This is a genomic window from Enterobacter sp. ECC-219, from assembly GCF_043966805.1.
Lineage (GTDB): Bacteria > Pseudomonadota > Gammaproteobacteria > Enterobacterales > Enterobacteriaceae > Enterobacter > Enterobacter cloacae_N.
Genome location: NZ_CP143680.1, coordinates 2,323,645 through 2,346,919, shown reverse-complemented (window position 1 = coordinate 2,346,919; position 23,275 = coordinate 2,323,645). Strand labels below are relative to the sequence as shown.

14 protein-coding genes are annotated in these 23,275 nt (G+C 56.7%); 1 reads left to right on the top strand and 13 read right to left on the bottom strand.

Going from position 1 to position 23,275, the window contains the following annotated elements:
* Positions 1-49 precede the first annotated feature (49 nt).
* The 6 genes from ldtD to cmoM all read right to left on the bottom strand — a co-directional run bounded on the left by ldtD (position 50) and on the right by cmoM (position 13,975).
* Positions 50-1,873: a L,D-transpeptidase gene (gene ldtD / locus V1603_RS10950; protein WP_233002296.1), complete on the bottom strand. Its 1,824-nt coding sequence runs from the start codon at positions 1,871-1,873 to the stop codon at positions 50-52.
* Positions 1,874-2,046: 173 nt separating this feature from the next.
* Positions 2,047-6,276 carry an Ig-like domain-containing protein gene (locus tag V1603_RS10945; RefSeq protein WP_395313914.1) on the bottom strand — a complete coding sequence of 1,410 codons (4,230 nt, stop codon included), beginning with the start codon at positions 6,274-6,276 and terminating at the stop codon, positions 2,047-2,049.
* A gap of 460 nt (positions 6,277-6,736) precedes the next feature.
* Positions 6,737-11,185 (bottom strand): chromosome partition protein MukB, encoded by a 4,449-nt coding sequence (gene mukB, locus V1603_RS10940; protein ID WP_395313913.1) that lies wholly within the window; start codon positions 11,183-11,185, stop codon positions 6,737-6,739.
* A complete protein-coding gene (mukE, locus tag V1603_RS10935; protein WP_008499954.1) occupies positions 11,185-11,889 on the bottom strand; it encodes a chromosome partition protein MukE in 705 nt (234 codons plus the stop codon). Before mukE ends, mukB begins: the two co-directional genes overlap by 1 nt.
* Positions 11,870-13,192: a chromosome partition protein MukF gene (gene mukF, locus V1603_RS10930; protein WP_041910621.1), complete on the bottom strand. Its 1,323-nt coding sequence runs from the start codon at positions 13,190-13,192 to the stop codon at positions 11,870-11,872. Before mukF ends, mukE begins: the two co-directional genes overlap by 20 nt.
* Before the next feature lie 3 nt (positions 13,193-13,195).
* Positions 13,196-13,975, bottom strand: a complete 780-nt coding sequence (gene cmoM / locus V1603_RS10925) for a tRNA uridine 5-oxyacetic acid(34) methyltransferase CmoM (RefSeq protein ID WP_116340942.1) — start codon at positions 13,973-13,975, stop codon at positions 13,196-13,198.
* Positions 13,976-14,099: 124 nt separating this feature from the next.
* Between cmoM and elyC the strand changes: the two genes are divergently transcribed.
* Complete coding sequence (elyC, locus tag V1603_RS10920; protein ID WP_395313912.1) at positions 14,100-14,879, top strand: envelope biogenesis factor ElyC; 780 nt, start codon at positions 14,100-14,102, stop codon at positions 14,877-14,879.
* On the opposite strand, the gene V1603_RS10915 is transcribed toward elyC, so the two are convergent.
* The 7 genes from V1603_RS10915 to V1603_RS10885 form a co-directional block, all read right to left on the bottom strand.
* Positions 14,856-15,749 carry a YcbJ family phosphotransferase gene (locus V1603_RS10915; protein WP_395313911.1) on the bottom strand — a complete coding sequence of 298 codons (894 nt, stop codon included), beginning with the start codon at positions 15,747-15,749 and terminating at the stop codon, positions 14,856-14,858. The genes elyC and V1603_RS10915 overlap by 24 nt on opposite strands.
* A 141-nt stretch (positions 15,750-15,890) precedes the next feature.
* Positions 15,891-16,637: a 3-deoxy-manno-octulosonate cytidylyltransferase gene (gene kdsB / locus V1603_RS10910; protein ID WP_116340948.1), complete on the bottom strand. Its 747-nt coding sequence runs from the start codon at positions 16,635-16,637 to the stop codon at positions 15,891-15,893.
* A complete protein-coding gene (gene ycaR, locus V1603_RS10905) occupies positions 16,634-16,816 on the bottom strand; it encodes a protein YcaR (RefSeq protein ID WP_006174474.1) in 183 nt (60 codons plus the stop codon). The genes kdsB and ycaR overlap by 4 nt, the downstream gene beginning before the upstream one ends.
* A gap of 45 nt (positions 16,817-16,861) precedes the next feature.
* Positions 16,862-18,091, bottom strand: a complete 1,230-nt coding sequence (locus V1603_RS10900) for a winged helix-turn-helix domain-containing protein (protein WP_395313910.1) — start codon at positions 18,089-18,091, stop codon at positions 16,862-16,864.
* 44 nt (positions 18,092-18,135) lie between these two features.
* Positions 18,136-19,113, bottom strand: coding sequence for a tetraacyldisaccharide 4'-kinase (gene lpxK, locus V1603_RS10895; RefSeq protein ID WP_233002290.1), 978 nt, complete (start codon positions 19,111-19,113; stop codon positions 18,136-18,138).
* Positions 19,110-20,858, bottom strand: a complete 1,749-nt coding sequence (msbA, locus tag V1603_RS10890) for a lipid A ABC transporter ATP-binding protein/permease MsbA (protein ID WP_166710643.1) — start codon at positions 20,856-20,858, stop codon at positions 19,110-19,112. The genes lpxK and msbA overlap by 4 nt, the downstream gene beginning before the upstream one ends.
* Before the next feature lie 36 nt (positions 20,859-20,894).
* A complete protein-coding gene (locus V1603_RS10885; RefSeq protein WP_395313909.1) occupies positions 20,895-23,159 on the bottom strand; it encodes a ComEC family protein in 2,265 nt (754 codons plus the stop codon).
* Positions 23,160-23,275 lie beyond the last annotated feature (116 nt).

Genomic DNA, 23,275 nt, shown 5'->3' with positions numbered 1-23,275 from the left:
CCCCGATTCACCATAACTTACGACAATCATTTTTCCCGAACTGCTTCATTTACCTGATTAATTGTTCCGCTTTTGGCAAAATTTGTGCGCCGGATCGCGCGGTGAGATCATAATTGTAAATATCTGTACGGTACTGAGTGCGCCCGTCTTCGCCCACAAACGCCGTCAGATAGTAAAGATTGACCGGAATGTTGTGGCGAATATTCACGTAGCGCGTATCCCCCTGCTTCAGGGCGTCAGAAATACGCGTATCGTTCCAGCCCGCATCCTGCAACAGCATGTTGGCCAACTCCGAGGCTTTATTCACGCGCACGCAGCCTGAACTCAGTGCCCGGGTATCTTTCTGGAACAGATTATGGTTCGGCGTATCGTGCAGATAGATAGCATCTGAACTCGGCATGTTGAATTTATAGCGTCCAAGCGAGTTATGTGCGCCAGGTGCCTGCTGGAAGCGGAACGGCAGGTTTGATGGCGTGATCGTCGACCAGTCGACCATATAAGGATCGATCGCCTCTTTACTGTTCCAGCCACGCATTACCGTATAGCCATGACGTTCCAGATAACCCGGATCGTTCCAGACCTTAGGCAGAATGTCCTTACGCGCCAGCGTCGGCGGTACGTTCCACGGCGGGTTAACCACCACGTTATTTAACGCGCTGCTCATCATCGGCGTTTTACGATCAGGACGCCCGACAATCACGCGCGAGGCCAGCTTCTCGCTACCATCCTGATAATAGACCAGGGAATAGGCCGGGATGTTAACCATAATGCCGGTTGACAGCGTTCCCGGCAGCAGGCGCAAACGCTGAATATTGAGCGCCAGCACCCCTGCCCGCTGCGCAGGCGATACGTTAAGCCAGTCACGCGTTGACGGGCCAATGACGCCATCGGCTCCTAGCCCCTGAGCGGCCTGGAACTGTTTAACCGCGGCGACCAGTTCGCGATCGTAGGCCGCGGGCTTATTACTCAGGTTAGTGGCCTTGCTCTCTTTCACGGGCGCTGACGGGCTGACCACCGCGCTTTGCGGATCGTCGCCCGGCAAGGCAATCTTCGGCCCGCCATCAAGAATACCGGAGCGTTTCAGGATCTCGCGCAGGGCAGGCACATCGCTGCTCCACTGACCCGGCCGCAGCGTTGCGGTCCCCCGCATTTGCGGCCATGGCCGCGAGTCCCCCACCAGCGCGAGGAGCGACTGGTGCAGGGTGGCATACTGCGGATGCGCCGGCGCGAGGCTGGCAATGAAGCGCGGCAGGTCGCCGTTATCCAGCGCTAATTGCCACTGGTTAATCACCGACAGGGCTGGCGTCGCCAGCTTATAGGGCTTATCGCTGTACAGCCAGCGGTTGCCGTTGACCGGAATACCCGCCACAAACTGCAGGTAGCCCATCATGGCATCGGAAAGGACCACATCTCGCGCCTGACCGGTGACGGCAGGATCGGTTAACAGCTCAACCCACTTCGTAAACTGCGGCTGAAAGCCCGCAATCGCCACTTCCGCCAGCTGCTGCTGGAAGGCGCGCACGGCTTCACGGTTTTCCCACATGGGTTTCATATCGCGGGCAGCATAAAGCAGCGTGAGCTGATTGATATAAGCGGGCGTGTAGCCTGACGGCAGCCCCGTCTGGAGCTGCTGGCTGAGCGATTCGACGTCGATGCCTTCCGGCAACGGCTTAATCCCGGCCATGATGGCCGTTGCCGGAGACTGTTCCAGCGGCTGAGACAATGACGTCGGCTGCGCGCCTGTCGCTGCGGAGCTGTCAGTCGGCACAATTTCAGGCTCGTCGGCCTGGGCGGTTAACAGTGGAGCAAACATCACTGCCAGGCAGAAACTCAGCGCTGACAGCTGACGACCACATTCTTTCTTTAGCAACATCCCTTGCCCCCTGTTTTCACGACATGCCCATTACACTGGGGCTTTTCTTCATTATAGAAAGGCTTATAGGCTGTTGCCTTACCTTATGTAAAGAAGTTTAAAGATAACGCAGCCGCGAGGGGATGTTAAGTTAAATCAGAGTCTCCCCGCATCACAGGATGCGGGGGAAACGATCATTTCGTTATTGAAACAGCAATGTCATACGAAAGTAATTTAATTCCAGAGCTCCAGTCCTGTCCGTAAAAGGTTATATGCCCCGTATAGTGCCCTGCCGGCAAATCCGGATTACTGGAATAATAAAAATTAAGACGTGGCGCATTCTTATGCCCTTCGCAAACAGCTGCATTGTTAAATGCAAATTGTGCGCAGTCGTATGTAACCCTGGCAGCAGCAATGATCACATTATAGACCTGCCCCTCATCATTGGTCACTGGTACGGTTAAAACGCTACCGCCTGGAGTTCCGCTCTGGTATAAACTTGTTGGACCTTGTGTATCACCCGATACAACGAAACCAATAGCCGGGTAATTTGGAATAATATCTCCCGTATATTCATTTGATGAATTGTGATCAACCGTCCAGTCATACTCAATGAGGTTGATAAATTTTGCGCTATTGTCCTTCAACGACGTGCCATTCGCTGCTGCCGTCACGGTTACATAGCCAAGTGATGTGCCATCCAGCGTCACTTTCGCATTACCCGAACTGTCGGTTTGGCTTGTGGTAGCGGAGAGTTTATTGAGATCCGTTGTCCAGGAAACCGATTCCCCCGAGACAATATTACTGTTCGCATCCTTGACCACGGCCGTATATACCACGCCTCCGGTATTTATCCCCACTTGTGTTTTAGAAGGCGAAAGGCTCGTCAGCTTCGCGGTTTTCGCGTCACCAATAAACGTCATGTCGCCTCCCTTTTTCTGACCTGCGCTGTTGCCAGAAGGGGTTGCCGTGACGCTCACCGAACCGGCTTTTATGGACGTCCCCTGGGTGGTCGCCTTCCCGCTGTCATCCGTACTGCTGGTTGCTGGTGCCAGCGTCACGCCGCTCAGGCTGGCGCTCCAGTTCAGTGGCGCTCCGCTCAGGACGTTACCGTTGGCATCCGTCACCGTCGCCGTCCAGGTAATCGCTTCTGCGCCGTCGGCGACCGCCTGCGGTTTGTCCGCAGTGATATCGGTCACCTTCGCCGTCGCCGGGTTACCGACAACCTGCAATGTCAGAACTTTGCTGCTGGCGGTCATCGCTGTGGTTGCCGTCACGTCGATACTGCCCGCCTTCAGGCTGGAGAACGTGACGGATGCTTTACCATCGCTGCCGGTGACCGACGAATTTGCGCTGAAGTTGCTGTTGGTTTCACTGCTGCTCCAGTTGACTGTCACACCGGAGACGGGATGCTGCTGCGCATCCACCACCAGAGCGGTCAGGCTGACGTTGTCTTTCTCCGCCACGATATCCGTGGTTTTGTCCGCCGTCAGGGCGGATAGCTGAGCTGTACTGCCGTCGGACGTAAAGCTCAAATCCTGCAGTGATTTTGTTGAACCATTGTCGCTGGCCGTGATGGTAAATTTCGCCACATCAGTCGTCGTCAGCTGCACCTGTGCCACACCGCTGGCATTGGTCTTACTGCTGACTGCCGACAGTTTTCCGGTCGCCGATGAGGCGTCCTGCGCTTTCACGCTCCAACTGACGTCCGAGCCTGAGAGCACATTACCGCTGGCGTCAGTTACCGTTGCGCTCACCGTAATCGCATCCGCCCCCGTCGCCAGCGCTGCGGTTTTGTCGCTGGTGATGGACTGAACCTGAGCGGTCGAGGCATCCGCAATGAATGTCACTTTTTCCGCCTGTCTCGCCACCGATTCGGAGGTCTGCGCGGCGATCACCACGTTGCCGGCTTTCTTCGATGTCACGGTAATCTGTGATGTCCCGTCGCCTGAACTGGTGGTCTGACTGGCACTCAGCTTCGCGTCGCTGCTGTCTGCCGACCAGCTGACCGCCGCGCCGTCTATCACATTGCCCTGTGCATCGGTCACCGTCGCGGTATAAGTAATGCTGTCCGTACCGTTCGCCAGCGCCTGATCCTTGCTGCGCGTAAGCGTGCTTACCCTCTGCGAAGCCGTATCCGCCACAAAGGTGATCGGATCCGTTTCCTGAGCGGGCGTGCCCTTCACCTCTGCGCTTACCGTCACACTACCAGTTTTGGATGATTTCAGCGTCAGCACGGCATTACCGCTGCTGTCGGTGGTTGTGGTTTTAGTGATCACTGGCGTGTTGTCCGTTTTTTCCACCGTCCAACTGACTGTCACCCCGGGGAGCGGATGGCTGAAATTGTCCGTCACCTGCGCCGTGATTTTATCTGTGTCGTTGTTGTTAGCGACCACCTGCTGTTTTTCACTGTCAATAGTCGCCACTTTTGCCGTAGAGATGTCTGCGGTAAAGGTCAGTGATGGCGTCGCCATGGTATTCCCCTCCGGCAGCTTCGCCGTCACCACGGTGGCGATCACATCCTTACTACTGACCTGAATCTGCGCGCTCCCGTTTTCATCGGTACTGCTCTGCGCGGCAGACAATACGGCCTGCGCACTGTCGGCAGACCAGTCAAGTATCACCCCGGGCAGCACTTTTCCGTACTGATCGGTAACGTGCGCCGTTAGCGTGATTGATGCACTGCCGTCTGCCAGCGCGCTGGTGGTGGACGAGTCCAGGGCGGTTATCTGTGGAATAAGCGCGGTGGCCTCTTCAATCAGCTTCGCTGTGGCCAGTTTCGTCGTCCCGTCGACCAGAGGCTGAATGGTCAGAGTGTCCGGCGTGGTGCCGCTGGTCAGGGTAGCGGTATAGGCTCCGTTTCCTGATTCCGTGAAGGCGGCTATCGTGGGCGCTTTTTCTGGCTCCAGGCCCGCCGTTTTCACTCCGGCGGCCGCCGACGAGGTCAGCGTCGCCGTCAGACGCGGGGCCAGACCGGTCGCCGCTTCACCCGTGGCGGTTTTAAGCGTTACGCTCACCGTGGCCGGGGTTTTTCCGTCTGCGGGGATCTTTGCCGGCGAAACCACCGTGGTAGACTGCAGGGTACTGACATCTATTCCATTGACCGTGACGGTCATCTGCGCCGGCTTCGAGGCATTACCGCTTTTATCCCACGCGGTGGCGTTCAGGGCGTAGCTGTTACTGCTGCTGCCCTGCCAGACCGGCAGCGTCATCACAAACTGTTCTGGGCTGCCACCTGCGGTTATTTTCCCGCCGTGGCTGAAGAAGCTGTCGCCCTGCCATTCAATGCGATCCAGGCCGTGCTTCGCTTTCACCTTCGCCGTTACAGCCTGTTTCGACTGCTCTGCTCCTTCCAGCTCTGGCGGCAGTGAGAGGGAGATCACCTCCTGCTTGCGGTATTCCAGCACGATGTTGTTGTTACGATCAACCAGATCCATCCGTCCGCCCTGCAGCGTGCGGCGCAGCGCCACCTGAGACGGGTCGAGCTGGGCACTGAGCGGCACACCCGGCGTCCAGGTCAGGGCCAGATTCACTTGAGTATCATTCTCGCCGCTCTTGCCCATTTTCTGATTCAGACCCATGGTGACCAGCGGCACAGGCGTGTAGTTCACGCCGAGCGTGACGGCATAAGGATCTTTTTGTCTGTCGTCGTCGTCATCGCCAAACAGGCCGACGCTGTCGCCATAATACTGCTCATAAATAATATTCGCCCCTAACTGCGGGTGCGCGGGTAAATAGCCGGTGGCGCGAAGATCAAACCCGTTAGCCACGCGCTCATCGTAATCCTCATAAGCGGAAGAGGACATCCAGTCGCTCAGGCGAAAATAACCGTTAGCGGAAACTTTCAGATAATCCCATCCCATTTCGGAACCAAATCCAAGACGCTGGTGCTGATTGCCTGAAACCTGCCTATCGTAAAAAACATTCGTTCCCCACATCCAGTTCTGATTAAAATGACGATAACCAAATCCGCCATTCACAATATTGCGTTCATCGTGGCGACGGCCGCCCAACTGGGTGAAAAACATGTTTTCTTTACCATTATATAAGGGAACCAGTAAATCCAGATCTGAATCATTGAGGGTAAAATGTTCGTCGGTACTGATGTTCACACGGGCGGTGCCAAACTGGCTCAGCCACTGCTGTGCACTGGACGCAGCCTTGCCGGCTACGGCGGAGACCACTGCACTGCCGAGAGCATCAGAGGCATTGTCGTTGCTGAGCAGAGAGCCTGCCTGAACAGCCCCCTGCGCGATACTGTTGTCAGATTGACCGGCATTGTTCGTGGATTGTTTTTCGGAAGAAGATTTTATTTCTTTCGCAGTGGCATTAAAGGTCGGGGATAAATAGATTAACGATGAAGGTGAGAGTAACTGTAATATAATTTGTATTACAGCAAACAACTTCCTTGTTCTTGTCTTCATAATTACCAGCCTCACTAAAAGAAGTTTATTAAATACAAACACTGTATTAATCTCCCGAGCCGATCGCAATAATACAGTAGAGGATGGCATTGCTTAAACGAAGACTCAACCGTCGCTGAAAATAAACCATATGAATATAAAATGGGATAATTTTATTTATAATAAAGAAATACAATACAATTTATTCATTAAACAAATAAATCACGATAGCAATGTTATTAAACTGATTGTCATAATATTATCTTAATATTGATTTAAGAATATCTAATATCAAAATAAAAATGCAGTAATAAAGTCTGCTTCGGACTGCTGAAAAAGTGCATTTTGTACATTTCGCACAGCGGCACTACGCTTGCAGGGACACACAATGAATTGCGTAGTGTATCGTTAAACAATGTAGGCCGGGTAAGCGTTGCGCCACCCGGCATGAAAGGCGGCTACATTAGAGATGATAAATATACTAAGAGGCGTCAGCCGCATCCGGCAGTGACTCCGGCGGCTGCGGCGCAAAGCCACGCAGCCCGACAACGTGCACGTGTTCGCTGTTCTGGAACACTTTACGCACCAGTTTATAGGTGGTGCCTTTTTCAGGGCTGATGTTTTCCGGTGCCGCAATAATGAGCTGCATATCGAGACGTTCGCAAAGCTCGAACAGCGTGGCAATAGAGCGGGCATCGAGACGCGCCGCTTCATCCAGGAACAGCAGTCGGCATGGGGAGATATCTTTCCCGCGCAGACGACGTGCTTCATCTTCCCAGCTCTGCACCACCATCACCAGAATTGACATCCCGGTACCGATCGCTTCACCGGTAGAGAGCGCCCCGGATTCCGCACGCAGCCAGCCGTCTGAACCACGGTTAACCTCAACTTCCATTTCCAGGTAGTTACGGTAGTCCAGCAGCTCTTCACCGATGGTTTGCGGCGTACGCTGGCCCATATCAATCTGCGGATTCAGGCGCTGATACAGCTTCGCCAGCGCTTCGGAGAAGGTCAGACGGTTGCTGTTGAACAGATCCTGATGCTGCTCGTGCTGCTCAGAGAGCACTTCCAGCAGCGTCGCGTGGGCTTCACGGACGTTGACGTTAAGACGCACGCTGTTGACCTGACCAAACGAGACGCTCTGCAGCCCCTGGTTCAGCTGGCGGATACGGTTCTGCTCGCGCTGAATGGTTTTGCGAATGATGTTCGCCACGCTGCGGGAGCTGATCGCCAGCTTCTGCTCGCGGGAGGTCAGCTCTTCCGTCAGACGCCCCAGCTCAATTTCCATCTGTTCGATGGCTTCGACCGGATCGTCGGTACGGATGATGTCCTGACGAATACGCTCGCGCAGGTGCTGATAAACGGCCACGAAGAACTGAATTTTACGTTCAGGACGTTTCGGATCCTCTGACATGCGCAATACATCGCGCAGATGTTCGTTATCCGCCACCGCCAGACGCAGCGCACCCAGCGCCTTATCCGACATCGAACGCAGCTCATCGGCAGAGAGGTATGCCAGCTCGCGACGGTGCAGGCGACGTTCAACGTTGTTGTCTTTCACCATGCGCATCACGGCGCACCAGCCCGCTTTCGCCGTCACGACCTGCTCACGCATTTCGTGATAGTCGCGCTCCAGCTTGCGCAGGCGACGGGTCAGGTTATCCATTTCCGCTTCGCAGAAGGTGAGCGCTTTCTCCAGCTGATTACGACGCGCACGGTTATTGCTGAGCTGGCTATGCAGCTCGTCACGACGAATGCGCGCACGCTCTTCCGCCCCGCTGTCGGCACGAACGCCAATGTCCTGCAGCTCTTTCTGCAGGTCGTTTAACAGCTCTTTCTTGGTGTCGAAGGAGCTTTTCAGCGAGGCCAGCACCTGGTTGTACTGATTCAGCTGAGCAGAGTGGCTGCGCATCGCTTCGCGGGCGCGGGTACGTTCGGCTTCCGCCTGCTCAAGGCGTTGACGCAGTTTTTCATTCAGGTCGCTGTTACCGCTCAGCATTTCAGCCGAATCGGAGTAGCCGAAATGGGCCCGACGCTGCACCACTTCCGTCAGGGCAAACGCCTGCTGGCGCGCCTCGCGCTGCACCTGCTGCGACCAGGCATAATCTTCTTTTAACTGCTCGAACTGTTCCGGGTCGCTTTGCAGTACAGACACCACGGGCTCCAGCTTCGCCAGCTGGTTGCCGTGCTGCTGCACGAAACGCGCGGCTTCCTGGGCTTCATCCAGACGCTCCTGGATCTCATCCACGCGGTCGGCCAGCGTATCATCCGCCAGCAGGTTGAGGCGCGGCAGGATGCGGTTAAGGGCAGCGACGCCCTCTTTCGCCTGTTCAAACTGGACGCGGCTCTGCTGGTTGTCACTTTCATGACTGGTAATCGCGCGCTCCAGCTCGCCACGGCGGGTATTGAGCTTGCGGATTTCCGCTTCCGGGTCGGCTTCAAACGCCACGGCGAGATGGCTTCCGATAAAGCGGCTGAACGCCTGGTGCAAACGCTGGGTTTTCTGCACGTCAAACGACAGGGTCGCAAAACGTTCAGACAGCGTTTCACGCTCGGCGTGCAGGCTCTCGATGCGGCTTTCGCGCGCGGCGCGGCCAAACAGCGGCAGCTCGGGGAAGCGGGAATAGCGCCACTGGCGATCGGCGATTTTCACCACCACCGCTTTTTCCAGCTCGTCAACGCTGAAGACGCTATCATCGAACGACTGCGGATCCCCTTCGATCAGATAGAGATCTTCCGGACAATCCTCAAGCCCTGCCAGCTGCTCAGAAATCAGTGACAGATCCGGCACCACGATTGCGTTGCGGGATGGACCGTACAGCGCGGAGAAATACGGCGCATCGTCCAGGCCAACGTCATCGTAAATCTCAGACAGCAGTACGCCGCCAAAACGCTCGGCCAGGGTATTCAGACGCGGATCTTCTGACCCGCCCGGCTGGCTTAAGCGCTCGATTTCTTCATCCACGTCACGCTTGCGCGCGCCCACTTCGTCACGCTCAACGATGGCTTCGCGCTCGCGCTCCAGCAGCTGCTGCAGGTATTCGGTCACCTGCTGGCTGGATTCAAACTCCTCGCCACACTGTTCGCTGAGCTGGTTCAGGCTGCTTTGCGCTGCCAGCCAGACAGGCGCACGCTCCAGAAGCGTCTTCGAACGAGACTGAAGCTGCTCCAGCTCCTGACGCAGCGTCATACGCTGTTCGCTGGCGTTTGATACGGTATCAGACAGGGCCGCAATACGTGCTTCCAGCTCCTGATGCAGTACCTCAAGCTCGTCGAAATCGTATTGTTTGCCCTGGCGCTTGCAGAACTCAGCGAGCAAACGCTCGGCTTCCTGCTGCTCGCGCAGGCGCTGTTCCAGTTCGTTCAGGCGCATACGCAGCGGCTGCACCTGTTCGGCCAGATGGCGCTGGTTCACGCCGTCGCGCAGCAGTTCACGGGCTACGTCCCAGGCTTCATTACGCGCCAGCGGGCCGTTAATCGCGACCACCAGCTGATAAGCCTGCTCAAACTGGCTGTGCGCCGTTTGCGCGACGCTCATTTTCTGTTCAAGCGAGAGCAGTTTCTCGGTGGCTTCCTGCTCTTTGGCCTGGAAGGTATCCAGCCACTCGTCGGCGCTGTCCGGCGTCAGGTCTGGCAGATGGCACAGCTCTTTCGCACGCTGTAGCGCCTGCAGCGCCTGGTTGTACTGAATCGCACGCGTCTGCTGCACGTCCAGCGCCTGCTGGTAATCAGCAAGCTGGCTTTTCAGCTCGTCCACTTCCAGCTCGGCAGCTTCGGCGCGGGCTTCGTTCTCTTCCTGCATCTCGGCGGCTTCGGCCACCACTTCATTTTGCTCTTCGAGACGAATCTGCAGCTCATCGAGATCCGCTTCGTAGCGCTCGATCTTCTCCTGCTGGCGCAGCGCGGTCTGCACCAGGTTCAGGTGATCGCTGGCAGCCTGGTAATCGGCTTCCAGATCGCCTTCGGCACCGTTGTGCTCGCCCAGCTCGCGCGCCATCTCGACGTGCTTGTACTGCTCGGCCACCAGCTGTTTACGGGAGGTAAACAGTTCGCGGCGGTATTCTAACGCCTGGTCGAGATGGACGCGGCGCTCGTTGGCGTGACGCATATAGTCCGCCGCCACGTAGTTAGTGGCTTCGCTGATCAGGTGTTTAAACAGGTCGCGGTCAGACTGGGTTACGCGAATCGCTTCCAGCGTCATGCGGTTTTCACGCAGCGCCGCTTCCATATCCTGGAAGGCCTTACGCACGCCGCTGTTTTCCGGCAGCAGGTAGTCTCGCAGGGAGCGGGTAATGGCGCTGGAGATACCGCCGTACAGGGAGGCTTCGATCAGACGGTAGTATTTGCTACGGTCTGATGCGGTGCGTAGACGGCGCGCCACCACGCCCAGATCGAACATCAGGGAGTGGTAATCGGTAATCGAGTTGAACTGCTTGAACTGCACGCCTTCAATAGCTTCGAGCTTGTCCTTCAGCTCCTGCAGCGTCAACACGCGCGCCTGGCGTTCGTTTAGGGTTTCCGTGAGCAGCGCGGTCGGCTGCACGGAGGTTGGCAGCCCCTGGATGGCAAACGGTTTGATATCCACTTTACGGTCGCGACCGGCGACCTGCTGCAGGCGCACGCCCACCACCACGCGCTGGTGACGCGAGTTAATGACGTCCAGCACGGAATAACAAACGCCCGCTTTCAGCTTACCGTGCAGACCTTTATCACGGGAGCCGCTTGTCGCGCCCGCTTCGGTGGTGTTACGGAAGTGAAGCAGCGTCAGATCGGGGATCAGCGCCGTAACAAACGCCGCCATGGTGGTGGATTTCCCCGCCCCGTTACCGCCGGAGAGCGTCGTGACCAGCTCATCCAGATCGAACGTTCGGGCAAAGAAGCCGTTCCAGTTAATCAGCGTCAGTGAGCGAAATTTACCGCGTTCAATCATTACTCTTCCTCCCCGCTATCCGGCAGATTCTCTTCATGCTCGTCGTTGAGCTGCAAATGGTTTTCCACCGGCATCGCTTCACCGTCGCGGATCATGCGAAGCTGCGCTTCACGCGCGTCATCGCCCGCACGCACGTCGGCGCCGAAGCGGAAGACCGATTCCGTAATGCGGAATTTGCTGCTGTCGTGGCCCATAAACCAGACCATCCCCAGACGGCGCAGACGGTTCAGGGAAGAGCGAACCTTTTCCTGTAATTTCTGACGATCGAGATCCGACCCCGTGGAGCGGTTGTTCACCAGCTTGAGCAGCTTGCTTTCATCCGCCAGCGTCAGCAGCTCGTCGTAAAGTTCCTGCTGGGTGAAGATCCCTTCATTCGCCAGACGTTCCGGGCTGAGATAGAGATAGCAAAGAATTTTGCCGACCATCATGTCCAGCTCGGAGAGAACAGAGCGCGGGATCAGGGTCGTGGAGCGCGGGCGCAGGTAGAAAAAGCCTTCCGGCGCGCGGATAAGCTCCACGTTATAGCGGGCGTAAAACTCTTCCAGGTACTCCTGGAAGTCCATCAAAAAGGCGTGATTATCCAGCTCGTCCAGGCCAATGTGACGACCGGCACGTAGCTGGCTGTCCAGCGCCGGAAATAACGGATTCGCCAGCGCCTGTGCCAGCTTAACTGGCATCACTTGTTCAATATTTGTCAATGACATGCGCCTGTACCTTGGCTCCGTAATCGTTAATTGGCTGCCACTTCGGCGGCAGTCCGGTGAAATCTGCTTGCGCGATACCCAGGCGCACCGCCTGGTCTACCACAATGCGGGCAACGTCGAAATGGCGCGCGCGAGGATATTGCGCCAGATAGTCGCGCACCACGAGTCCAAGATCCAGCGGCGCTTGTCTGGTTTTGTAGACAGCGAGCTGTTCTTCGATCATCGCCGCAAGCTGCTCGCGAATTTCGTTGAATTCTTCGTACTCCAGATCCGGCGGCAGTTCACCGGTCACCTCTTCATCGCGCAATGCCATCTCTTCGTCGCGCATATCCAGCAAACGATCGGCATTGGCATAGGTCAGCGCCCACGGCGCATCAAAGTAGGTCTGTACCGACTGACGCAGACGCTGGGCAAAGACACGATTTTTATCCATATCAATCGCGGTACGGATAAATTTATGCACGTGGCGGTCATAGCCGATCCACAGATCGATCGACTGCTGGCCCCAGCTGATAATGCGGTCGAGTTTACTCTGCAGATCGAACACCAGACGGTCAATAAAATGCAGATCGTCGTGCGCCAGGGTCGCGTCCTGGATGCGCAGCAGGTTGGCCTGCAGCTTGTCCCCTGCGGCCTCCAGCGTATCCTGCAGTTCACGCAGCGTACCAGAGGTTTCTGACAGCAAAAGTTCACAGCTGGAGATGGCCGCTCGCCAGTCTTTATTCAGCAGCTGCGCGATATCGTCTTTCACCTGCTGCTGCTGTTCGTCCATCAGGCGCTGGGTGAGATCGATACTGTCGAAAATCTCGGCCACCGAGTATTTCAGCGGCGCGTAAACGTTGCGATGCCAGTGGAATTCGTCACCGTTTTCATCCGCCGCATCGGCGGCGCGCTTAAGCTCACCGGCCACGATCGAGAGCTGCATGGAAAGACGCAGCGTGGAAAATTCGCGCTGGCGAATATAGTAATCGGTGATGCCGATGCCCAGCGGCGTCAGGCGATAGATGGCGTTTCCTTCCGCCTGCTCGCTGGTAAAGCGGTTCAGCAGACGTTGACGCACCATATCGTTGATCGCGTTGTTGGCACGCACGCTAATGGTTTCGCTGGTTTGCTCAAACGCATCACTGACGTGGCGGAACGCATCCACCAGTTCACCCTCGCTCATTTCACCGTCCAGCCGCTCGCCGTTCAGCGTGGCAACCGCCAGCAGGAAAGAGAGTCTGTCTACCGGCAGCGAGATGGAGAAATCGTTTTTCCTGGCCCAGGCAACCAGTTCGGGGACTGTCTGGGAAAATTCACTCATAGGTTATCCTTGCATCTGCGGCTTGTGCGCGGTGACGTGAATATAGCGGCCAAGGCTGACAAAAGGCTCCTGGCGGCAATACCGCGTTTCTAATTCTGTTAAGGTGTCAAAACAGTCACGCTGTTTGTGTTTTTCACGCAGATAATCATGAAACACCCTGACGCCCGTCTTCCCGACGATCTGCCAGCCAATCTCTTCCAGCCAGCCGTAAACCTGCTGCGGATCGCGCGGATAGTCCGGGGAAAGCGTGCGTTTTTTCTTTTTAGGCATCCCGACCTGAACATAGTCGAAGTTTCCTGCCACCATGTTGTGCATCAGGAAGCCGTTAGCATTGTAGAACATCAGCGACAGCGTGCCGCCCGGGCGTAACATCGACCACAGGGTTTGTAACACGCTTAGCGGATCGGCAACCCACTCCAGCACCGCATGAAACAATATCAGATCAACCTGGGTTTCCAAATGCTGTGCGATGTCCTGAGCGGCGCATTGTATAAAATGCATGTTGTCGCTCACACCTTTCTCTTCTGCGGCACGCGTCGCGCGGGCGACCATTTCAGCAGAAAGATCGCAAAGCGTGACGTGATGACCGAGCCCGGCCATTTTTATCGCCGTCTGCCCTTCACCGCCTCCGGCGTCCAGCACGCGCAACGTTTGGCCGCCAAAGGTAGCCAGAATGGTGTCCAGATCCTGCCAGAGGATCGTCTGACGGAGCTGCCCTTTCGTGGTGCCATAAATGTTGCGCGAAAACTTTTCCGCGATGTCATCAAAATTGCGATCCCGCATTGGGAGAGTTCCACTCGCTAACTGCAAAACCGCTATTTTGTCACACCCGCGCGGAGAATGAACCTCTCTGGTGTAATATCACGGGTAATCACCTGCTATATGGTCAAAAAAGGAACCAAAAAGGATGCTTTTTACCCTTAAGAAATACGTTGGAGGGATGATGCTTCCCCTTCCGCTGCTACTCATCATCATTGCGCTGGGGCTGGCGCTGGTGTGGTTTAGTCGCTTTCAGAAAAGTGGCAAAACGCTTATCACGTTCGGCTGGCTTGTCCTGCTGCTGCTGAGCCTGCAACCGGTGGCGGATGGCCTGTTACGTCCCATCGAAGCTAAGTACCCAACGTGGCAGGGAAATCAGAAAGTTGAATACATCGTGGTGCTGGGCGGCGGATATACCTGGGATCCTGACTGGGCCCCCAGCTCGAACCTGATTAACAACAGCCTGCCGCGGCTAAACGAGGGCATTCGCCTCTGGCTGGCGAATCCGGGATCAAAAATGATCTTCACCGGCGCGGCGGCAAAAACGAACCCGGTGAGTACGGCTGAAGCGGGCGCCAGAATCGCGGAATCGCTCGGCGTCCCGCGTTCCTCGATTATCACCCTGGACAGCCCAAAGGATACCGAGGAAGAGGCCGCTGCGGTGAAGCAGGCGATTGGCGATGTTCCGTTCTTACTGGTGACCTCCGCCTCACACCTGCCAAGAGCGATGATCTTCTTCGAGAAGCAAGGCCTGCACCCGCTTCCCGCACCGGCAAACCAGATGGCCATCAGCGCGCCGCTCAACCCATGGGAGCGGATTATTCCATCTCCGATGTGGCTAATGCATAGCGATCGCGTCGGCTACGAGACGCTCGGACGCCTCTGGCAGTGGCTGAAAGGATCGTCAGACGAGCCAGGGCAGGAGTGACCTCGCCGCAAGATCGAAGTTGGCGCGATTGAAACGTCCGGTGTTGACCAGCTGCGCCACTTCGTCCCAGAGCAGGTAGAGCCAGCGTCGCCAGAGAAACGCCTCCGCAACGGGCGCGCGTTGAAGGTAGTGCCACAGTAACCCTTCCGCTGCCCCGCTGTCGCTGAGCCTGAACAGTTCATATTCCCGCGGCGCCCAGAGCATGATCCCCGGCCCCAACATCGCCAGAAGCTGATCGCTGCGGGAGTCCTTTAGCATGCTGCGCAGAGTAAAATTACCGTGGATCAGCACGCAGTTGTCATTAAAACCGTCGAACAGCGCCGGCAAGCACTCGCGGGTACGAAACAGGATACGTTTGTCCTGCATGGTTAAACCGGTATTGTTGAACTGGTTAAGCGTCCCCCACAGCACTTCCACCCGCTGGCGATACCACAGCGGCCACAGGTTTTCCTGAGTGCTGTCGACCGGACCGACAAGCCCGCGGCTATCCTGACGGTGCCAGGCCAGCAGCGCCTCGACAATCTGGTCTTTCAGCTGCTCCCAGCGTTCCGGCGTGCGCGCGGGCGCTTCAACGGGCACGCCGCGCAAACGCTCAATCAGCAGTACGTCCGGACCGGGGTGTTCCTCATGCGTCATCACGCCGTACACGGTCGGCATACGGACGGTCCCCTCCCGCGCCAGCATCGACATTTTCCACGCAAGCTGCCTGGCAACGCCCGGCGAGGTGAAACTTCTGGCCATCAGCGGCATCGGGTTGCCCTGGCTGTCATACAACGACCAAAGTGCGGTATCGGCCTTTTCACTCACGCATTCGACCCGGCTTAACTTCTCACCCAGCAGATGGCTAAGTTCGGCACGCAGCTGTTCCATATGAGATTACCCCCATTAAGACTACTGCTTTTATAATGAGCGCACAGCGTGAAGATGTCACCCGGAAGAGATCAATTAGGGTAAAGAAAGGGGAATTAGCGGGGAGAGGACATCCCCCCGAAAGGAGGGATGCAGGCGGGATTAGCGCAGCTCGGCGCGGACGCGCTCAAGATCTTCCGGCGTATCAACACCCGTTCCCGGAACTTCGCGGGCAACGGCAACGTGGATTTTTTCGCCATACCAGAGCACGCGAAGCTGCTCCAGCATTTCGATATGCTCCAGCGGGCTCGGCGCCCAGGCAACATAGCGACGAATAAAGCCGGCGCGATAGCCGTAGATCCCAATATGACGCAGGAAGGAATCACCGATGGTCTCTTTTGATACCGCAAAGCGATCGCGATCCCAGGGGATCGTGGCGCGCGAGAAATAGAGCGCGTAGCCTTCGGCATCCATGACAACCTTCACCGCATTCGGATTGAATGCCTCTTCAGCGTGGTGAATGGGCACCGCGAGCGTCGCCATACCGACCTGGCGCTGCGCCAGATTCTCCGCCACCTGACGGATAATAACCGCCGGGATCATCGGCTCGTCGCCCTGCACGTTTACGATGACCGTATCGTCACTGAAACCACACTTCTCAACCACTTCCGCCAGACGCTCGGTGCCGGACTGGTGATCGGCGCGGGTCATGCACACCTCACCGCCTGCGGCTTCAACCGCGCGGGCGACATCAGGATGGTCGGTTGCAACGATAATGCGGTCGGCACCGGACTCACGCGCCCGCTCAAGGACATGCACAATCATCGGCTTGCCGTTGATATCCACCAGAGGTTTACCCGGCAGACGCGTTGAGGCATAACGCGCAGGAATAATGACGACAAAACTCATGGTTTGCTCTCTTCTGCCACCAGGGAACGGGCTTCGTTTTCCAGCAATACCGGAATGCCGTCACGCAGCGGGAAGGCCAGACTGTCCAGCTTGCAAATCAGCTCCTGTTTGTCCTGGCTGTAGTAGAGTTTGCCGTTGCATACCGGGCAGGCAATAATTTCAAGTAAACGGTGATCCATAGTTCCTCCGTATGGGTAATCGCTAAAGCTTAACACATTCCCTTTTCAGGGAGTGCCTGTTTCCCAGCCACTTCGACAGGATGTGAATAACCCGTCAGGTACCCGGCCAAGCGTCACGTCGTGAGCTCCCTGCCAGCGCGCGAACTCGCTAATGGCGAACGTTAGCCCTATTTCCAGGCTCGCAGTGACCCTGACGCCTTCTTCCAGATAAAGCGCAATGACTTCCAGCGTGCCGGTCTTGCGGTGCATTTTGGCATCCATGCGGCCGACCAGTTGCCCCTTGTGCAGCAGCGGTAAAACAAAATAGCCGTACTGCCGCTTTGGCGCCGGGGTATAGCACTCCAGCCGGTAGCTGAAATCGAATAGCTGCTCGGCGCGCTTTCTGTCCCAGACCACCGGATCGAAAGGTGACAACACCGCGCTGTGCGTTGCCCGGAGTTTCCCCTCCAGGGCCTCAGGCAGCAGAGGGAGGAGATCCGCATGCAGCCACATTTCTCCCAGCGCTTCCACCGTGACGGGAATGACTCGCTGTTCGCGCTGCCATATCTCCAGCAGCGGCTTCAGCGCGGGCTGGCGAAGGCGGTAATAATCTGCCAGCCATTGCGCACGGAAAATACCCAGGCTGCGGGCGCTGTTTTCCAGCATGATAGCCTCGGCGGCCTCCTGAGTAAGCATGTCGCGCTCGTCGTCCCAGTGGGGCATCACGCGATGCGTCAGGTCATAAACGCGCTGAAAATTACGCCGTTCAATGACCATGACTTTGCCTGACGTGAATAACCCTTCCAGATGACGCTTGTGCGGTTTCCACTCCCACCAGCCACTTGCACCTTTGCGGGGATGTTCAAAATCAGCGGAGCGAACGGGGCCTTTTTCCTGAATATGGCTGATAAGCTGCTCTATTTCGGCCGCGTGTTCCTGCATCCACGCCTGCCGGTATTTCCAGCCCATTTTTTCCGGGGCAAGCATACGGTGGCGCACCAGGGCAAAGTCGCTGCGGGGCAGGAAGCAGGCTTCGTGCGCCCAGTACTCCATCAGTTCCCCTTTGGAGAGCGCCTCATCCAGCCACTGCGAAGGATAACTTCCCAGACGGCTAAACAGCACCAGGTAAGGGCTACGGGCCACAATATTAATGGTGTCGATTTGGAGCAGCGACATGCGCTGGACGGTAGAGAGGATATCGGCAGGCTGCGCGCGGCGGCGGGGCTTTTTGAGCAGCCCCTGCGCGGCAAGGTGTAAATGACGTGCGGCTGAAAGCGAGAGTTGCGGTAAAGACATGCGTTTTCCTGTCAGTCAAAGCGCCACCAGAACCGCGTAAGTCTCTACTGCACCAACGCAATCAGTTCCTTGAGCAAGTGTTCCGGCTGTTCGCCGCTGAGTTCAGCGTCAACCGGCAGATACCACCAGTTTTCTTTCGCAAAGGCACGGCATTTCACCGCATCTTTTTCGGTCATGATCAGCGACTGTCCGGGTACGGTCAGGGCATCCACCTGCCCTTCCACCAGCGCCTGATGGTCGGCCAGCGGAACGCGTTTTTCAAGCCGGGCGCCACACTGCTCCAGCGTCGCGAAGAAGCGCGGCGGATGACCAATTCCCGCCATCGCCACCAGTGAAGGTAGCTCAGCAACCGACCGGCGTTCACCCGTCGCCAGGTTGACCGCCAGACCCGGCTGCAGGTTCATCGGGATTTCACCCGATTTTGCCTCTCCACCGTTCACAATCACTGCATCAACGGACTTCAGTCGCGAAGCGCGTTCGCGCATGGGGCCAGCAGGCAGCCACCAGCCGTTGCCGAAACGGCGAACGCCGTCAATAACCACGATCTCTTTATCACGCGCCAGAGCGTAATGCTGCAGGCCATCGTCAGTGATGATGATTTGTACCGCCTGTTCGGCAAGCAGTGCCTGAATGGCGTCGCTGCGCACCGGAGAGACCGCAACCGGCGCGCCGGTACGCTGGAAAATCAATACTGGCTCATCCCCCGCTTCTGCGGTCGTGGTTTCCGCCGACAGAAGCAATGGGTAATGCGCCGCTTTGCCACCATAGCCGCGCGACACCACGCCGGGGCGAATACCGCGCTTTTGCAACTGCTCTACCAGCCAGATCACCACCGGCGTTTTGCCGTTGCCGCCCGCCGTGAGGTTACCCACCACTACAACCGGCACCGGCGCGCGCCAGGCGCGCTTGATCCCCAGACGGTAAAACAGGCGAATAGTGCCGCTCACCAGGCCATACAGCCAGGAGAGCGGCAAAAGCAGCAGCCACAGCGGGGATTCACCGGACCAGATGCGTGCAATCATTCGCCGAACTGCATCTTATGAAGCTGGGCGTAAACGCCGCGGTGTTCCAGCAGATCAGCATGGCTTCCGCGTTCAACAATGATGCCGTCCTCAACCACGACGATCTCATCCGCCTGCTCGATAGTGGACAGACGGTGCGCAATCACCAGCGAAGTACGGTTCTTCTGCAGTTCATCCAGCGCCGACTGAATCGCGCGTTCAGATTCCGTATCCAGAGCAGAGGTTGCTTCGTCCAGGATCAGAATCGGGCTATCGCGCAGCAGCGCGCGCGCAATGGCGATACGCTGGCGTTGACCGCCGGAGAGCAGTACGCCGTTTTCACCGATTATCGTATCCAGACCGTTATCCATCTTGTTAATAAAGTCCATTGCATAGGCCATACGCGCGGCGTTCTCAATCTGCTCGCGGCTGTACTCGTCAGTGCGCGCATAAGCAATGTTGTTGGCAACCGTATCGTTGAAGAGATGCACGTTCTGAGAAACCAGCGCAACCTGGTTACGCAGCGACTGCAGGGTGTACTCCCGCAGGTCGTGACCATCCAGCAGGATCTCACCTTCGTTAATGTCGTAGAAACGGGTGATGAGGCTGGCAATGGTGGATTTACCGGAGCCGGAGCGGCCTACCAGCGCAACGGTTTTACCTGCCGGAATCGTCAGGTTGATATTGCGCAGAGCCGGCGTTTCGCGGCCTGGATAGGTGAAGGTCACGTTGCGGAACTCAACGTCGCCGCGCGCACGCTCTACCTCGCGTTTACCTTCGTCTTTTTCCTGTTCGGAATCCAGAATGCTAAACAGCGTCTGGCAGGCGGCCATCCCGCGCTGGAACTGGGCGTTCACGTTCGTCAGGGATTTCAGCGGGCGCATCAAGGCGATCATAGAGGAGAAGACCACGGTGATGGTACCCGCCGTCAGTGTCTCCATTACGCTCGGGAAGCTTGCCGCATAGAGAACGAACGCCAGCGCCAGTGAGGCAATCAGCTGAATGATCGGGTCAGAGATGGAAGAGGCCGAGACCATCTTCATCCCCTGCAGACGCATTTTGTTGCTGACTTTGTCAAAGCGTTTGGTTTCGACTTCCTGACCGCCGAAGATCAACACTTCTTTATGCCCTTTCAGCATCTGCTCTGCGCTGGTCGTCACCTGCCCCATGGTGTTCTGCATATTTTTACTGATATTGCGGAAGCGCTTCGAGACGACACGGATAGCAATAGAAACTATCGGCGCCAGAACGATAAGGATGATCGACAGCTGCCAGCTGTAATAGAACATCATCGCGAACAGGCCGATGATCGACGCCCCTTCACGCACGACGGTAATCAGTGCGCTTGAGGACGAGGAGGCTACCTGCTCTGAGTCGTAGGTGATGCGGGACAGCAGCGTCCCGGTAGACTGCTTGTCAAAGAATGAGACCGGCATGCCCATCATGTGGCTGAACAGACGACGGCGCATGGTCATAACCACTTTCCCGGAAACCCAGGAGATGCAGTAGCTGGAGATATAGCTGGTGATACCACGTAAGATCATCAGCCCGATAACCACCAGAGGCATCCATAGCAACACTGAGCGATCCGTTTTACCAAAACCGTCATCCAGTAACGGTTTGAGGAGCGATAACATAAAAGTATCGCTGGCTGCGTTGAGAATTAACGCTACACCCGCCACGATCAGGCCTGCTTTAAAAGGTGCAATCATCGGCCAGAGTCGGCGGAAGGTTTGCCACGTGGAGAGATCTTTGTCGTTATGCATTCAAAAAACCAGCATTTGTTGAAATAGCCGCATATTCTACCCGTTATCTACGGGCGCGCCAAACCACTGATGATACCAACGTGGTAAAAATTGATCCCGCAAGAGCCGGATTTGCCAGCGATGGTGCGAAAACGTCACCGATATTTGCCCGGAATGGGGGGTATCGTGCCAGATATACCCCTCTTTTCGATAACGCCGGACCACTTTAACCGACGGGAACCGCCATGCGTTGTAGCGGGCCGCTGAATCCAGCGCAATCTGTCCATCCACCCGCTGTACCAGCGGCAAAGATGACGAGGTATTGCTGCCGTGATGCGGTACCTGTATGAGTGTTGACGTAAGATGTTTCCAGTAATGGCTAAGCATAGCCTGTTCTGCCTGTGCTTCAATGTCTCCCGTCAGCAGAACGCTCTGCTCGCCGTCGTCAATTTTTACCACGCAGGAGTGATTGTTCCCCTGAGCCGGATAATTTTCAGGAGGCCAGTGGACGGAGAAGGTTAACCCCTGCCATCGCCATTTTTGCCCACGAAAACAGGGAAGATGCCCCGCCAGGCGCAGCGGACTTCTTACCCATATCTCAGGCCATGCTTTTTGTAGCGATGCAAGGCCTCCCGCATGGTCGAGGTGCTCATGGCTGAGAATAACCCCCTCTGGCCGCAGGTGATGCCAGCGCAGCCACGGTATAATTAACCGCTGCGCGCTATCCCCGCCCGGCCAGGCGAGCCCGGTGTCATAGAGAATGGCTTTACCCTGCCGTTCAATGACCATTGCCAGCCCCTGCCCTACATCCAGCATATGTAGCGTCCAGGCGTCGCTTTTCGCCGTTCGCCAGAGGGGAAATGCCAGTAAGACACTTCCAGCCAGACAAACGGCAGGAACGGTTTTCCAGGCACGAAAACGCCAGCCGATGATGATAAGCCAGGGCAGTAACGTTATGTATTGCCAGCGTTGATCCACACTCTGCCAGCCGTCTGGCAGGCGCATCAGCAGCCAGAACAACCCGGCAAGCGTCTTATCGGCCGTATACCAGATGCCGCTTTCCAGCCCCGCCAGTGGCAGCAGATGGAACAGCATGCCAAGTAAAATCAGCGGTACGCAGACAAACGTCACCAGCGGAACGGCAAAGAGATTGGCGATCAACGATGAAATGCTAAAGCCATGGAAAATCAGAACCTGTAACGGCATGAGAAGCAACAGCATGCCGACCTGAAGATAGAGAAGGTTCAGCAGCGGCCGAATACGTCGAGCCCGTTGCCAGTCAGGAAGCGGCAGCCACTGAAACCAGAAAATCAGCGCGGCGACGGCAAATGCAGACAGAAGCAGACTCTGCGATAGCATGGCTAAGGGATCGCTTATCAGGATCGCCGCGACACAGCAGATCCACACCTGCCAGGGAGACCACTGCCGGGCACCGATGCGCAGTGCCGCCAGCACGGCAAGTGCGATGACCGTGCGTAGCGCGGGCGGCTGCAGGCCGGTCAGCCAGGCGTAGAAAGCGGCAAAGCATAACCCGGCCAGCAGAGGCATTTGCCAGTGGACACGATGGCAAGGTAATAAAAACTGAAGCCCGCGCGTGAGCAACCAGACGATGGAGGCCGCCAGCGCGATATGCAGGCCCGAAATCGCCATCAGATGCAGCGTGCCGGTTTCACGCATCAGATCTTTTATTTCTCCTGGAACATCCAGACGTTCCCCCATCCCCAGCCCGAGGATCACCGCACCCCAGCGATAAGCAGAAAGTCGGTTTTGCAGCGACGTCAGGTATTGCGCTCGCAGACTGCAACGCCCATCGACGAGTTCTGCATGGGTAAAGCGCCCGCTCAGCGTTTGATGGCGAGCAATAGCGCTGCGCTGGGGATCATACCCTCCGTCGTTCAGTTCGCCGTGAGCCGGCCTGAGCCTGAGGGTCATTGCCCAGCGCTGACCGGCGCACGCTTTCTGCGGCAGATAATGACCATAAAGCGTTACGCCCGTTGACGCCCACCAGCGTTGGCCATCAACGGTGAGTATTTTTCCCTGATGCACAGTGGCACCATCAGTGGTGGAGATTTCTACCTCGGCCTGTACGGCACCTGTGGTTAAATGCTGCATCGGCCAGACGCTCTCTTGCGCAGCCAGAATGCCCCACACGCAAAAGAGCAGCGTAAGCCCCACATACTTAAGCCGTATGTTTTGGCGTGCGGCCAGTGCAGCCCCGCCAGCCATCATTATCCACACGGTATAACGCGATGGCAGTTCGGGTAACCAGAGTAACGGGGCTATCGCCAGAATGGCGCAGATACCTAAAGCGGGAATTCCCATTGCTACCTCCCTGTTTCAGGGTGGCAGTATGCTAGCGGGTGGTGCGGGTCGTCAGGTAAGAAGAATGCGATTTACAGCAAGCGCAGCAATGTATTTTATGCGTTACAGAAAACGAA